The following is a 15,120-nucleotide window of genomic DNA, read 5'->3' on the forward strand; positions in this document are numbered from 1 at the left end:
TACTTATTCGGGTAGTTTAGCAATAGCATCAAGTAGTTCGCCAGCAGTTTACTGCAAATTTTTGTCTATACAGGATTAATTCACTGTTTCTTTCAAGGAAAAGTATTGCAATGAATTGCGCATCGTATTGGCTTGATCTGACATTTGCTTTGCCGCCGCCATCGTTTCTTCAGTGATTGCCGAGTTTTCTTGTATCAATGTCGTCAATCGTTGTACAACAGCATCAACCTCTTTAATTGCCTGTTGTTGATTTAGTGATGAGTTATTAATAGAGACGGTCATTTCATTCACCGCGCTGACCGCTGTCACAATTTGTTCAAGTTTTTCCCCAGAAGAGCTTGCCAAAATAGTCCCTTGACTGACCTTTTGGTTACTGGTGCTAATAATTCCCTTTATTTGCTTGGCTGATGCTGCACTGCGACCGGCTAACTGCCTCACTTCACTGGCTACCACAGCAAAGCCTCTGCCATGATCTCCAGCTCTTGCTGCCTCAACTGCGGCATTCAACGCGAGTAAGTTGGTTTGAAAAGCAATATCATCAATAACAGACACAATCTCATTAATATCCTTGCTTGAGTTGTTTACCTCATTAATTGCATCCACCGTTTGCTTTGAAAGCTCACCGCCTTCACTGGCCGTTGTATGTGCTTCTTTGGCAAGCGCAACCGCCTCATTAGATTTCATCGTAACTTGAGCAACTTCATCCAGCATATTGTTACTGCTTGCACTGGCTTCCTCTAAATTTGCTGCTTGCTCTTCGGTCCGTTGGCTAATTTCTATATTGCTGGACGCAATTTCAGAGGCGCTTTGTGATACTAAATTAGCGCTTTGTTGAATGCTGGCGATAACACTGGTTAACTTATTAATGGTTTGGTTTACGTCGTCTTTCAAGGTTGCAAACACACCAAGGTAATCTCGCTCAATTTGTTTGTTTAAATTACCTTGCGCTAAGCTGCTTAAAACGTGTGTTACTTCTTCAATGGCATCTGCTGTAATGCTTAATGAGTTATTGACGTCACTTTGTAATTCAGCAAGTTGTCCTTGCATTTGCATATCCAATTGCTTGCTAAAATCACCATTACGCATTGCAGCCATTACAGTGGCGAGTTGTGTAATTACCGTATTTAAGTTTTCTACTGAGTTATTTATATCTAATTTTAAGCTATTAAGCTGACCTGACATGTCTACATTAATTGTTTTGTTAAAGTTACCTTGGCTAATCGCCATCATTACATTTGACACTTCATTTACCGCATTATTAAGGCCCATGATAGAGTCGTTAATATTATATTTTAGAGTTAAAAGTTCACCATTCGCATCGCAATCGACTAGTTGCGTAAAGTCTCCTTTGCTCACAGCTGACATGACCGAGTTTATATCGGTAATGATCAGCGCGAGATTATCTACGCTAGAGTTTATGTCATTTTTGAGTAGTGCCAATTGCCCTTGTAAGGGTTGCTCTACGCGCTTGGAAAAGTCACCGTCATGCAATGCACTCATTACTTGGCTTATGTTATTTATTGCCCCAGATAAGCTGCTTACAGAGTTGTTCACACTGTCTTTTAGTTGTTTTAATGTGCCTTGTGCAGTGCTGTTAACTTGTTGAGTAAAGTTGCCTTGCTCTATATTTGCCATCACAGTTACGATTTCACCAATCGTGTGATCTAAAGTATTCAAAGAACCATTAATGTTTTGCTTAAGCGTGGCGAGTTGTCCTTGCATGGGGGTGTTAATTTGCGTTGAAAAATTACCTTGGCTCATTTCATCAATAACATGATTAATTTCAGACATTGCTTGCTCAAGTGAAGTAGCACAGTTATTTGTTGCCTGTTTTAATGAATATAACTCCCCTTTACAATCTACGGTTATACGGTGATTAAATTCGCCCTCTGCCATTTTATTCATCACCGTATTAGTTTGCGAAATAGAGCTTTGTAAGGCATCTAATAAGCAATTAAAGGCACTGGCGGATGAGCCTATTTCGTCTTTAGATAGCACAGGGGAGCGAACTGAAAAGTCACCTTGGCGTTCAACATGGCGCATGGTATCAACGAGCAGCTGTACAGGACGTGTTAGAGAACGGGCAAATACAAAGGCAATAAATACAACAATAGCAATACATATCAATGATGTAATTATTAAAATAGTGGTTAAATATGTCACTGCGGCAAACGCTTCTTTTTGGTCAATTTCAGCCAATAAAGCCCACTTTAATCCAAGGACATCAATAGGTTGATAAGATGACAGCACTTTTGCCCCATTGTAATCGGTAATTACTTGCTGCCCAGCCTCTCCTTGCAAAGCTTGCATGGCCGCCGTTGTTTTAACGGTGCCTGTTTTAGGATAACGAAACGAATTAACGACGGAATGATTTTTTGGATCAAGGTATGAATCTGACCGCATTAAAAAGTCTGGCCCAACGAGGTAGGTTTCGCCACTTTCACCTAAGCCTGCTCGCTCAGTCATAATGGTATTTAATGCATCAATCGATACTTGAAAAACGAGGGTGCTGGTATGTATACCTTGTTCATAAATTGGCGTCGCTATAAAGCTGGCCGGTGCGTCATAAGAAGGTAGGTACTGTTGGTAGTCGACAAATACAACGTCTTTTTCGCCAATATTTTTTGCTTGTTCGTAGGCTAACGCTAGGTTACTACTTGCGAATGGGCCTGCCGTTAAAGAAGTGGCAAAATCCACCTCTTTATAGACTGAATACACAACTTTAGACGACTGGTTATCGATTATGAATATGTCATAGAAATCAAATCGCTGAGCAAATTTGAATAAAAAGTCATGGTATTTTTCATGGGCCTCATTGTATATATTATCGTCTGTTGCTCGGTTTAAATTGGCTTTCTCACCAACAGGATATGGGTTTTGAGCTAAATAATGATATTGCCAGTATTGTGCCTGTGCAGATAGTTGCGAATGCATATCAAATGAGCGTGTTGTGTTTTTATTTTCTTGGTTGTACTTTTTGTTGAAGATATTTTCATAATAGTTTGCTAGTAACTCGTATTGTAAGTTGTTGAGCTTTTTTTGATTTATTTGAGCATTAAAAGCAAGTGTTAGCTCCATTGCTGCTGAATGTATTAGCGAGCTTTCGGATAAAAATAGAAGTTGTGACTTGATATTATTAAAGTGACGTTCAATAGCGCTCTTTTTTATTTCACTGACTGCCTCAAGTTGTGCGTAGGTTTGTTTGTTTAGTGCCGTAGATGAATTTGATAATGAAAAAGCGATTACGATAGCCAAAGGAATGAGTGCAACAAGTAAGAAAGCGCTTATTAATTTTTTAGAAAGATCTAAATTTTTAATCGAATGACTAACCGTATTAATGTTCATTTAACGTCCCTTTATAGATAAACATAAAAACCGAATTTAGGTAACCAGTTGAGTTTAGAACAGTGTTCCTGAAAAGCGAATTTGGCTTAATAGATTTTTTAAATGTCATATAAAGGCGGCGCCATTGTCTGCTAAAATACCCTCATTAAACTTAGCTATGGCTATTAATATGTCTCTTATTACTCCTGTTATTCTTGCTGGTGGAATTGGATCAAGGCTGTGGCCTTTGTCACGTCATGCAATGCCAAAACAGTTCCTCCCTCTAATTAATGATGGGTCGTTATTGCAAAACACCTTAGAAAGAGTGAACAGGCATAGCTTTGATCAACCTATTTTAGTTTGTAATGAGCAGCATCGATTTATAGCCAGCCAGCAATGTGAATCAATAGGGGTTACTCCTGCAGCAATATTGTTGGAACAGCAAGGTCGAAATACAGCCCCTGCCATAGCGTTAGCGGCGCAGTATGCGATAAAACATGGCAATAACAATCCGATGCTTATAATGCCTGCTGATCATTTTATTGAAGACTTTGAACAGCTTTTAATACAGTTGCCCGATGCAATTGCGTTAGCAGAGCAAGGTAAGTTGATCACTTTTTCAATTAAGCCTGACACTGCAAACTGTGGCTATGGTTATATTAAACAAGGTACCAGAATAGCCCAGTCATCTTGTTACCATGTTGATGAGTTCAAAGAAAAGCCGAGCTTAGCGCAGGCTGAGCACTACGTTGAAAGCGGTGAATATTCATTTAATAGTGGTATGTTTTTAGTGACGCCGCAGGCATATTTAGCTGAGCTTAAGCGGTTTTCACCCAAAATAGCGCAAAGTGTAGAGCGCGCTGCCGATTTCAAGCAAGACTTAGGCTTTTTCAGGGTAAATGAACAAGCGTTGCAGCATTGTCCAAGTGATTCGATTGACTACGCTATATTGGAGCGTAGTGAAAATGTTGTAGTAGTGCCTTTATCGCTTAATTGGAGTGATGTGGGGAGCTTTGATGCGCTTTGGAAAGCAAGCCCTAAAGATGAGTTGGGTAATTGCCGAGATAAAGAAGATGTTATTTTAGCAGGCGAAAACAATTTATTACGCAGTGAAGCAGGGCATACGATTGCAGCGTTAGGCGTGAGTGATCTGGCTGTTATCCATACGCATGACGCTACCTTAATCGCTGATAAAAGCCAACTTGATAAGCTGCCATTACTGTTAAAGCAATTGGCGGGTACACAAAATGATAAGCTATTAAACCATCAAGTTGTTTGTCGGCCTTGGGGGAGCTACCGGGTATTAGTTGAAGCTGATGGTTTTAAAGTCAAAAAAATAATAGTCAATAGTAGAGCAAAACTTTCAACCCAACGGCACCAGCATCGTGCTGAGCATTGGGTGGTGGTGTCGGGGGTAGCTGATGTCAATATTGATGGCAAAGCTAGTGTTTTAACTGCCGATCAATCTTGTTATATCGCTGCTGGGCAAATCCACAGCTTAGCAAACTCGCAAAGTGCGCCACTAATACTGATTGAGGTACAAACAGGTAGCATACTTGACGAAAGCGACATTGAACGTTTTGATGACCAATATGGACGAAACTAGCGAGTTAGCTACCTTTGACCCAGCCAATACTTAATATGTATCGATTACCTTGTTCTATTTTAGACACGGCGTGCTGAGCGATGTCGGGTCTGAATAACTTTATCCGCTTGCTTTGAAATAAAGTGTTATCGCAAATAAATTCACCTCCTTGCTGGGCATTTTTTAAAATGATATTTAAGCGAAAGTGTTTACCGGTAAGTACTTTATCTGTGTGTGGTTTTATTTCGCTACCTAAAGGAAATTTAATTAAGTAAGTATCAAACTTTAATGGCCAATACGCGCCGCACAGCAGCATTTTGTCATAGCCTGAATGTTGTCGACCACGCTGCCAGCGAAATAAGTTTTTAAAAATAGCCATAGCACTTGCTCCTTTAACTTCACTAACTCAATTCACTTCTTACGTACTTTAAATATTGTTCCAAACTGTCTTGCCAAAGCACAATAACATCAGATAAAGGCTCTTTAAGTGGTTTATTATCTAATAGTCGGCGTTCTATTTTTTTAAGCTCTGCGCCGTATCTATTAAAGCCAAGCTGCAATGCTGTACTTGCTTGACGATGCAGGAGTTTAATACATTGTTCTTTGTCTTCATCGAGCAGTTGTTGTGCGCGAATAAGCTTGTTACGTGCAGAAAGTACAAATTCATTATAAATAGATGACACTTCATCATCACTGAATGAGCTGGTTAATGTTTCAGCTGCGGTTTCATCATAAAGTACATCGCTCAACTCAACGGCGATTATTGGCGCTTGATTGTTTTGTGAATCACTTAATGCTTGGCGCAGCTTTTGTTGCTTGATGGGTTTGCCGACGATGTCTTTTATACCAAGCGCAAAGTATTCTTTTATTTCATCTGGACTTAAGCTGGCTGTAAAAGCGAGTACAGGGGTGCGTTGGTTTTTGTGCTCTATTCCTTTTAGGGTTTTAAGTACTTCTTGACCTGTTAAATCAGGTAAGTTCATGTCTAGTAACACTACATCAAAATGATGGTGCTGCATTAATGAAATTGCGCTTTGGCCGTCTCGAGCAAGCTTAATTTTATGCTCATCATCTGCCATAAACTCTATAGCAATTTTTTGATTTAAGTCTAAATCTTCTACTAATAATACATCTAACCCAGTTAAATAATCTTTTGATTGATGGCGCTGTTCAACCAAGCTTAATTCACCGAGTGTAAGTTTAATATCAAAGCTAAACGAGCTGCCTTTGCCAAGTTCACTGGTGATATTTAAATGTGACCCTAATTTTTCTAGTAGTCGGCTGGTGATAGCCAAACCAAGGCCAGTGCCGCCTTTCTCTTTACCTGCACTGCTTTGAACGTAAGGTTCTGTGAGGTACTCTATCTCGTCGTCTTCAATACCAGGGCCTGAGTCAACTACGCTAATGCGTATTGTATGTTCCAGTTGCTGCTCTTTAATTAAATCTACGCATATTTTTACTTCACCTTCATCAGTAAACTTTATAGCATTTCCCATCAGGTTTATGATGATTTGCCTTAACTTTTGTTGATCGCAGTAATAGCAAGCTTGCTCGGGCAAATTATAAACTAGCTCAAAGTGCAGGCGCTTTTGTTCTGCAAGCGGGCTCAATAATAGGCATAAATTGTGTAGCCAAGTTTTAAACTCTACATCTTCTTCGTATAAGGCCTCGTTATGCTGATCGAGGCTGGCATAATCAAGGACTTTGTCGACTAGCAGGTTGAGCGATTCAGCTGAGTTGATAATCGCTTCACAGTAAGGTTTATCACGGGGATCACTCGATTGGTTTAAAATCAGTTGCGCACTGCCTAAAATACCATTGAGAGGGGTGCGGATCTCATGGCTAATTGTTGATAAAAATAGCCCCCGTATTTCAAGATCTTTTTGTGCTTTTTCTGTTAGTTGATTGAGGTTTTGTTCGCGGCGTTCGTTGCACAATAGCGCCATCCCAGTTGCATAAAACATAGGGGCTATAACGCCATTAATAAATAAGGTAATACTAAACCAGTTATCTGAAAGTAGTTTTGTGCTACTTATATCTCCCATTATTAATGTTCGACCTGCAAAAACCAACGTAATTATGGAGAGTATTAATATGTAAACAATACTCCCGTTAGGGTAGTTTTTGTAACCATACTTTATAAACAAATAAAGTAAAAACAATGCTTCAGTAATATGTTGCAGATCAGAAACTAAAATACGACTGCGTAGACTAGATTGATTAAACGCTAGTATTATCATGGTGATTGCAAACAACATAGTAAAAATACTAAAGTACTTAAAACCAGGGCCTTTATCTGCAAAAAACTGTCGAATAGCTAATGCATGTATAATTGAAGAGCAAAAAAATAGGCTGTTGGCGATACTGATGGTAGCGATATTATTTAAATAACCATGTAATGCAAAACTTAGCACAGCGGCAAACATCATCATTGGGTAAAAAATATAAATTAAGGTGCCTGGGGTATTTTTACTGGTACGCCAAGTAAGATAATTAAGCAGCGTCATAACCGCCATCATGGCTGCGCTGGCATAATACAAGGTGGCTGAATCGAGCATGTTAATTCCAATACTATCGCTTTGAGCTGAGCATAAAGTCTATTTGTGTTGTTAGCAAATGCAAAAAAGGCGCTTTATGCGCCTTTTTTTGGTCAATACAATTTAGCTTAACGAATTTCGTCAGGAATATTTTGCTGTGCCCATGAAAGTAACTCAATTCGGTTACGACATTTTGTTTTTCTAAATGCACTATATAAATGTGTTTTCACTGTGTGCGGACTAATACTAAGTGTTTCCGCGATTTCTTTATTCTTCGACCCATTACTCATTAATGAAATAATAGATTTTTCACGTTTGGTTAGTTTTATTGGTTCAATATCGCCTTCAGTCAACTTGTGAAGTGCGTCTTTATTAAACTGCAGCATGCGGTTTAGTGCATTACACATAATATCGCGACGATACCAAAGCTGATCTTCAAGCAATAAACGAATGCCTTTCATTAATACGTCAGCATTATCAGTTGTATAAAAGACACCACGGATACCACTTAATAACGCACGATTGGCTAGCTCTGGATTTTCATCTAAGTTAAACAAAACGATATCGCACTTAACGCGTAGGTTTACTAATTGTTCTTTTAATTTACCCCACGCATCTTGGCTTGATGTTTCAATAAACAATAAGCGCGTACCTTCAGGCACATCTAAAATGTTTGTGCCTGTAGTTACATCAAGCCCTTGGGTTTTTAATAATGGTTCTAATACATTAATACCAATGGTATTGATTGGCTCCAAATCTAGTAACAAAAATGCTGAACTGCTCATACTTACATACTCTTGAATAAAGTTAACTAATTAATCCTATCACGCAATCCACCCCTTTCGTATTAGAAATTTCCTATATAAGGGCAGGAAAAGTATATTTTTAAGACGTTATGTTTTTTATTTATTAAAAAAAAGTAACGTAAAAACATCCTATCTTCATGAAATAGTTAACTATTGTTCAAATTCACTTGTTGTTCTAGACTCACCTTAAAAGAGTATTAATTTTTTTTGTGATCATTCTTTTTTGTTATCTTGGTACGGCGGCCAACCCATACTTTTGCCTGCTAACATGTGTAAGTGAATATGATATACCGTTTGTCCGCCATGTTCGTTACAATTCATTACCACTCTAAAACCATCATCGCTAAAGCCTTGTTGTTTAGCTATTTTTGCTGCAACTACATATAAATGACCGACAAGAGGTGCATCTTTTTCGGTAATATCGTTAATTGTCGCAATCGCTTTTTTCGGGATAATCAAAATATGAAAAGGGGCTTGTGGATTTATATCTCGAAAAGCCAACGATAGCTCATCTTCATAGATGATGTCGGCAGGAATTTCTCTGTTTATTATTTTTGTAAAGATTGTTTCATCACTCATTTTAACTTAGCTCCAATGTTTGTTATAAAGTCACTAATGACAAACTTTACTTGCAGTGTCAAACTGAAATCAAACACAAGGAGTTTATATGTACAAGTCAGTCGTTTTCAGTGGCGTTGTTTCGCTGCTTTTAAGTTCAGTTGCTTTAGCTGAAACGGTTTCTTTCCCGGAGGAGATCATTCCACTACAGGTAGGTGAAAAGGTCATTGAGCATTCGTTTTTTAGTCGTGTTGATGAGCTGGAGCTAAACCCCGGTACTTACTCGTTGAAGTTAAAATACTCAGATTTGTACGAGCAAGGATATGACGAGCATCAAGTAATTGACTCTGAACCTTTCTGGGTTATGGCGACGATCGAGCAAGGAAATGATTATGACATTGTTTTTAATCGAGCGGATAATGCGATTGCTGCGAAGGTGTTTGCAGAGTCACCGCAAATTAGTTTGCAAGCTAAAGGTGCATCGTTAGGTCTGCCACTACAAACATCAATGACTGCGCCTCGTGCTCAAGTTGCACCTACTGCATCAACTAATCAACCTGCAGTGGCGAGCGCGCCAGTGAGTGCGCCTATATCAAAACCGGCGCCAGCGAAAGCGCAGGCACCTAGTGCGGCGGCAATGTTGGATTTTTGGTGGCAACAAGCCAGCCCCGAAGAGCGTAGACGTTTTATAAATAAAGTCACAAAATAAAAAAAGGGCGAATACATCGCCCTTTTTAATATTTATTGGTTTTTACTTAGAGAACAAGTCGTCAATAGTACCTTGTGCTAGCGGGTGATAACCCGGACGAGCGTTGATGTATACATCATGTGCCCATTCACGTTTACCATTTTTAATGAGTGCTTTATACAAAGGCACGATCAGTTTACGGCGGCCAATCCCTGATAAGTGCTTATCAAGTGAAGGGTAAATAGGTTGATAACCATTTCCTACAGCGAGCATGTACCATGCAAATGCGCGCTCAGCATTGGTTGATTGAGTTAGATTAAACTCACCATCTAATTCAGTCATTTTTTCAATGCTTAAGTCACGTGGTAAGTTATTTAGAAAGTGTAACCACTCGTGCACTGTCCAGTTTGCGGTCGGAAGTTGTGCTGCGGTTGTAGAGCCCTGTAACCAAGCTTTGGTTGCAGCGTCTACTTTGTCAAATGCATCTGAAGTTGGGTTAGGCGCATCACTTGGTAAACCAGGTTCAAATATCCACTCGTTAACTTTATCCATGCTAACAATACCTGGGTATTTTTTAATTAAGTTAGCTTCGATATAAGTAACAAACTGCGCTGTTGTTAATGATTTAAAAGCAAACTCGTTAAAGTAGGTTTTTACGAAGTCATCAAACTTTTCACGGCCATATTGGTTTTCAAGGTATATTAAAAATAACTGGCCTTTGGTGTAAGGCACTGAACTAAATGCATCATCTGGGTCGCGGCCATTTAGTTTTAAGTTAAGGCGGGTATCAGGCGCATCAATTGTTTTAAGCTGAGCACGAAGTCCTGCCGCATCAAGTGCTTGTTCCATGACTGCACGGTCACGGCCAAATACTTCTTCCATAATACGGTTTTCAACGTATGAGGTAAAACCTTCGTTAAGCCATAAATCTTCCCAAGTTGCATTGGTTACTAAGTTACCAGACCAAGAGTGCGCAAGTTCATGGGCAATTAGGTTAACTAAGCTTTTATCACCGGCCACTACAGTTGGCGTAATAAATGATAGGCGCGGGTTTTCCATGCCACCAAATGGGAAGCTAGGTGGCAGCATAAGTAAGTCGTAACGGCCCCATGCATATTCACCATACATTTCGTTGGTTTTATCGATCATTGCTTGAGTGTCGTTAAATTCAGCAACAGAAGCATCAAGAATTTCCGGCTCAGCAAAAATACCTGTTTGCTTAGACATAGCTTTAAACTCTAAGTTACCTGCGCCAATCGCAATTAAGTAAGGAGAGATAGCTTGTGGCATAGTAAAGTGGTAATCACCATCTTTATATAATGCGTCTTTATTATCGGCGCTCATGACCGCGCGAATGTCTTTAGGTGTTTGAATACGGGCAGTATAAGTTACGCGCATTGCTGGAGTGTCTTGCACGGGTAACCAACTACGGGCATGAATTGCCTGTGATTGGCTGTACATAAATGGGTGAGATTTACTTGCCGTTTGCTCTGGCGTTAACCATTGTAAGCCAGATGCTTCTGGTCTGCTGTTATAGTAAATACGTACTTTTTGCGCTTGGCTCTTAAAGTTAATCGTCAACTTAGAGCCTTTTACGTCATCGCGTTTAGCTAATGTAAAGTCTGCTTTTTTCCAGCTGCCGGCTTGCGTTTGATACATCACTTTATCAATATCTAGGTCGCGCGTATCGAGCACTAAACGTGTGCTCTTGGCATTTTGCCACTCTAACGTATGCTCTACAAAACCTTCTAATTGCTTGTCTGCAAAATCGACATCTAAATCTAGGTTTAAGTGCGTAGTAATAACATCATTAAGATTAGCGTATGAGTTTTGGTCAACAGCGCTGGCCATTGCTTGTGAGCACATACCAGCCATTGCGAGGCTTAAAAAAAGAGGTGTGATTTTCATAATTACCTTGAACACAAATAAAAAGTGCAGGTTTTATATCATGATTGCTAGGCTAGGTTGAACAATTTCTGCAATCGGGTGCGCCTTTTACGATGATGGGGTAAACTAGGACGATTAGTGACAATTAACTTTTGAGGCATTTTGTGGCTCACTCTGTGCAAGCTTTTCACACATTTTCATTACCGAGTCAGTGTTCAATATTCACTGAAATTACTGAGTTCGCGCAATTGCAGCAGCAATCATTTGATAGTCCTTTTTGTATTTTGGGTGAGGGGAGTAATACCGTTTTTTTAGCTGACTACCAAGGTCAAGTGATTAAAATGGCGACTAAAGGTATTACTGCGAGTGTGCGAGAGCATGACTACTTATTGGAAGTTGCAGCAGGAGAAAGCTGGCATCAGTTAGTTATTTATACGCTTGAACATGATATGCCAGGTTTTGAAAATTTAGCACTTATACCGGGTACTGTGGGGGCGGCACCAGTACAAAATATTGGGGCTTATGGCGTTGAGCTGGCGAAATACATTGAATACGTTGAGTACTTCGATATCGCTAGTAAGCAGTTTGTAAGAATAAACAATACTGAGTGTCAATTTGGCTATCGGGATTCCATTTTTAAACATAGCTTAAAAAATAAAGTGGTGATCACTCAAGTCGGGTTTTGCCTACCAAAAAAATGGCAGCCAGAATTAAGTTATGGACCATTAAAGCAGCTTGAAGATATCAGTGCGAAAAGCATCTTTAAGCAAGTTATTAAAACTCGTAACAGTAAATTACCCAATCCTTATGAGCTGGCAAATGCGGGCAGCTTTTTTAAAAACCCAATAATAACTAACTCACAGCTACAAGCACTGCTGAAAACGCATCCACAATTACCACATTATCTATACGACGCTGAGCACCACAAAGTTGCAGCAGGGTGGTTAATTGAGCAGGCTGGTTTAAAAGGCTATCGAATAGCGGATATTGAAGTACATCAACAACAAGCGCTGGTGTTAGTTAATTATGGTAATAGTAAAGGGGCTGATTTAATTGCCATGGTGCAACATATTCAAAAGCAAGTGTGGCAGTGTTATCAAATACGTTTAGAGCATGAAGTACGCTTGATGGCAAGTGACGGTGAATGTCATATTGATTTAGAGGAAACGTCATGAAAGCGCCGGATGGAAATAGGTTAGCAATTTTAAATGCGTTAAATAACGGCGGCTTTATCTCAGGGCAGTTACTGGGAGAGCAGCTTGGTATTAGCCGCGCAGCAGTCAGTAAACATATACAAAGCTTACAAGAGATGGGCCTCGATATTTTTAAAGTGAATGGCAAAGGTTATAGCTTGAATAATGCTGTTGGTTTACTAGAGCAAAGTAAGATTCAACATTACTACCTGGCCCTAGGTGCTGACACTGCGCAAATAGAAGTGCAACCTATTATCGACTCGACCAACAGCGAGTTAATGCGTCGTATTGCAGCAAAGCAACAGCTAAAGTCTGGCACTGTGATTGTTGCCGAAATGCAGCAAGCTGGTCGTGGTCGCAGAGGTCGCGTGTGGCAATCCCCATTTGGTGCAAACCTGTATTATAGCTATTACTGGCGTTTAGATGATGGCCTTCAAGCGGCAATGGGTATGTCAATTGCGGTAGGGCTTGCTGTTTACGATACCTTAAAAGCACTCTACCAATTAGATATTGAGCTCAAATGGCCAAACGATATTTACCTTAATAAAGAAAAACTAGCAGGGGTATTGGTTGAGCTTGATGGTCAACCTCAAGGCCCATGCCAGCTAGTTATTGGCATAGGCATAAATTTACAAATGCCTGAAAGTGTAAGTCAGCAAATAGATCAAGCGTGGACGGATTTAAGCCAACACACCACGCAGTTAGATAAGAACAAACTTGTTGCTCACCTTACTTACCATCTTGAGCAGCGCTTAGCACAATACAGTGAAACAGGCCTGCAAAACATGTATCAGCAATGGAATACCCTTGATGCATTTGCAGGGCAATGTGTTGAGCTGAACACTGGGCACAGAAGTTGGCGTGGTATTTGTGAGGGTATAGATATGCAAGGTGGAATTCGTATACGCCAAGACGGCGAGGCAAAAAGTTACTATGGCGGCGAAATATCTTTGCGTAAGGTACAGCAATGAGGTTGTTAATAGATGTAGGCAATACTGCATTAAAAGCAGCATGCTATGATGGAAAGAACATTGCAACTTGTGATTTAAGTACATTGCCATGGCAGCAAGTCACAGAAGTTGTGTATGCCAGTGTCGGTAAAAGTGAGCAGTTAGATGCGCTATTAGCGCAGGCAGCAACATTGAATATTCCTAGTTATGAGGCCGTGGTTAGTAAGCAACTCGAAAACTTATATTGCGCCTATGAACACTATCAGAACTTAGGTATCGATCGCTGGTTAGCGATTATTGCAGCTTATATGTTATGGCCAAAACAAGACTGCATTATAGTTGATACGGGCACAGCAACCACTATTGATGTGTTAGATACAGGTGGACAACACTTAGGAGGTTGGATAATACCCGGACTTGATTTAATGACCCGTTCGTTAACGCAAAATACTCAACGCGTGTTTGATGATGAAACAACACAATTTAGCAATGAGCTTGGTATCAACACCCCAAACGGACTAAAAAATGGCGCCCTTGTGGCAACAATCGGTGCGGTTGAGCAAGCAAAGCTGCACCTGAGTAATAAAAATCCTCAATTAATATTTGCGGGTGGCTATGGAAAGTTGCTTCAGGCGCAATTTCCAACTGCTGTTTTTGCACCTCAATTAGTTATGCAAGGTTTAAACTATTGGCGAGAATTGTGTGAAAAGTAACAAAACAGCGCTTGTTTGCATGATTTGTGAGCATTTGAGTTAAAAAGTTACACTTTTTTCAAATTTATTGTTGCATCCCAATACGCCTTACTCTAATATCTCGCCCCGTACTAAAGCAGTGCCGACTTAGCTCAGCTGGTAGAGCAACTGACTTGTAATCAGTAGGTCAACCGTTCGACTCGGTTAGTCGGCACCACTTTCCTTTTACCGGAAGTGCTTAGTAAAGAATTATCGTGGAGGGGTTCCCGAGCGGCCAAAGGGATCAGACTGTAAATCTGACGGCTCAGCCTTCGCTGGTTCGAATCCAGCTCCCTCCACCACTTTATTCTTGACGGTTAGAGGTAGATTAAGAACAGGTTCCTAACGCGGGCATCGTATAATGGCTATTACCTCAGCCTTCCAAGCTGATGATGCGGGTTCGATTCCCGCTGCCCGCTCCAGTTTATGGTGTTGCTGATATAGCTCAGTTGGTAGAGCGCACCCTTGGTAAGGGTGAGGTCGGCAGTTCAAATCTGCCTATCAGCACCAGTCATACGAATCTTCTTGATTACTTCCTTTATCTGTCAGAAAATACTATTTGAAATTTGAAAAATTTAATTTAATCTACCTGCTGGTGGATTATTTTCATATGTAATCTAGATAAACAAAACTGATAGGTTCCGTCATGGCAAAAGAAAAGTTTGAACGCGTAAAACCGCACGTAAACGTTGGTACAATCGGCCACGTTGACCACGGTAAAACTACCCTAACTGCAGCAATCACTAACGTACTTGCAAAAGTATATGGTGGTGTAGCTAAAGACTTCGCATCAATCGATAACGCTCCAGAAGAGCGCGAGCGTGGTATCACAATCTCAACTTCACACGTTGAGTACGATAC

12 protein-coding genes and 4 tRNA genes are annotated in these 15,120 nt (G+C 40.2%); 10 read left to right on the forward strand and 6 right to left on the reverse strand.

Features of this window, described 5'->3' with window-relative positions; genetic code table 11:
• Positions 1-75: 75 nt before the first annotated feature.
• A complete protein-coding gene (locus ACHUE3_RS19185; protein ID WP_394193904.1) occupies positions 76-3,345 on the reverse strand; it encodes a methyl-accepting chemotaxis protein in 3,270 nt (1,089 codons plus the stop codon).
• Positions 3,346-3,502: 157 nt separating this feature from the next.
• Between ACHUE3_RS19185 and ACHUE3_RS19190 the strand changes: the two genes are divergently transcribed.
• Entirely contained in the window at positions 3,503-4,930 is a 1,428-nt protein-coding gene (locus ACHUE3_RS19190) for a mannose-1-phosphate guanylyltransferase/mannose-6-phosphate isomerase (RefSeq protein WP_394193913.1), read from the forward strand.
• Positions 4,931-4,934: 4 nt separating this feature from the next.
• On the opposite strand, the gene ACHUE3_RS19195 is transcribed toward ACHUE3_RS19190, so the two are convergent.
• The 4 genes from ACHUE3_RS19195 to ACHUE3_RS19210 all read right to left on the reverse strand — a co-directional run bounded on the left by ACHUE3_RS19195 (position 4,935) and on the right by ACHUE3_RS19210 (position 8,831).
• Positions 4,935-5,288 (reverse strand): hypothetical protein, encoded by a 354-nt coding sequence (locus ACHUE3_RS19195; RefSeq protein WP_058562056.1) that lies wholly within the window; start codon positions 5,286-5,288, stop codon positions 4,935-4,937.
• Between the two features lie 22 nt (positions 5,289-5,310).
• Entirely contained in the window at positions 5,311-7,467 is a 2,157-nt protein-coding gene (locus ACHUE3_RS19200) for an ATP-binding protein (protein ID WP_394193905.1), read from the reverse strand.
• Between the two features lie 107 nt (positions 7,468-7,574).
• Entirely contained in the window at positions 7,575-8,231 is a 657-nt protein-coding gene (locus ACHUE3_RS19205) for a helix-turn-helix transcriptional regulator (protein WP_058562058.1), read from the reverse strand.
• 234 nt (positions 8,232-8,465) lie between these two features.
• Positions 8,466-8,831 (reverse strand): histidine triad nucleotide-binding protein, encoded by a 366-nt coding sequence (locus ACHUE3_RS19210; protein WP_394193906.1) that lies wholly within the window; start codon positions 8,829-8,831, stop codon positions 8,466-8,468.
• A gap of 88 nt (positions 8,832-8,919) precedes the next feature.
• Between ACHUE3_RS19210 and ACHUE3_RS19215 the strand changes: the two genes are divergently transcribed.
• Positions 8,920-9,519, forward strand: coding sequence for a DUF2057 domain-containing protein (locus ACHUE3_RS19215; protein WP_394193907.1), 600 nt, complete (start codon positions 8,920-8,922; stop codon positions 9,517-9,519).
• A gap of 42 nt (positions 9,520-9,561) precedes the next feature.
• Here ACHUE3_RS19215 and ACHUE3_RS19220 read toward each other — a convergent pair whose 3' ends face one another.
• Positions 9,562-11,406 carry a M1 family metallopeptidase gene (locus tag ACHUE3_RS19220; protein WP_394193908.1) on the reverse strand — a complete coding sequence of 615 codons (1,845 nt, stop codon included), beginning with the start codon at positions 11,404-11,406 and terminating at the stop codon, positions 9,562-9,564.
• A gap of 143 nt (positions 11,407-11,549) precedes the next feature.
• Between ACHUE3_RS19220 and murB the strand changes: the two genes are divergently transcribed.
• The 8 genes from murB to ACHUE3_RS19260 all read left to right on the forward strand — a co-directional run.
• The gene (gene murB, locus ACHUE3_RS19225) at positions 11,550-12,560 is read left to right on the forward strand and encodes a UDP-N-acetylmuramate dehydrogenase (RefSeq protein WP_394193909.1); all 1,011 of its coding nucleotides are present in this window, start codon (positions 11,550-11,552) and stop codon (positions 12,558-12,560) included.
• Positions 12,557-13,549 carry a bifunctional biotin--[acetyl-CoA-carboxylase] ligase/biotin operon repressor BirA gene (gene birA, locus ACHUE3_RS19230; protein ID WP_394193910.1) on the forward strand — a complete coding sequence of 331 codons (993 nt, stop codon included), beginning with the start codon at positions 12,557-12,559 and terminating at the stop codon, positions 13,547-13,549. Before murB ends, birA begins: the two co-directional genes overlap by 4 nt.
• Positions 13,546-14,241: a type III pantothenate kinase gene (locus tag ACHUE3_RS19235; protein ID WP_394193911.1), complete on the forward strand. Its 696-nt coding sequence runs from the start codon at positions 13,546-13,548 to the stop codon at positions 14,239-14,241. The genes birA and ACHUE3_RS19235 overlap by 4 nt, the downstream gene beginning before the upstream one ends.
• Positions 14,242-14,361: 120 nt before the next feature.
• Positions 14,362-14,437, forward strand: a tRNA-Thr gene (locus ACHUE3_RS19240).
• A 39-nt stretch (positions 14,438-14,476) separates the two neighbouring features.
• A tRNA-Tyr gene (locus ACHUE3_RS19245) sits at positions 14,477-14,561 on the forward strand.
• A 45-nt stretch (positions 14,562-14,606) separates the two neighbouring features.
• A tRNA-Gly gene (locus ACHUE3_RS19250) sits at positions 14,607-14,681 on the forward strand.
• A gap of 12 nt (positions 14,682-14,693) precedes the next feature.
• Positions 14,694-14,769: transfer RNA gene (locus ACHUE3_RS19255), tRNA-Thr, on the forward strand.
• A gap of 136 nt (positions 14,770-14,905) precedes the next feature.
• Positions 14,906-15,120, forward strand: a 215-nt coding sequence (locus ACHUE3_RS19260) for a GTP-binding protein (RefSeq protein ID WP_021033140.1), incomplete at its 3' end; no start/stop codon positions are given.

It is taken from the genome of Pseudoalteromonas atlantica (assembly GCF_043641955.1).
GTDB classification, from domain to species: Bacteria; Pseudomonadota; Gammaproteobacteria; order Enterobacterales; family Alteromonadaceae; genus Pseudoalteromonas; species Pseudoalteromonas atlantica_A.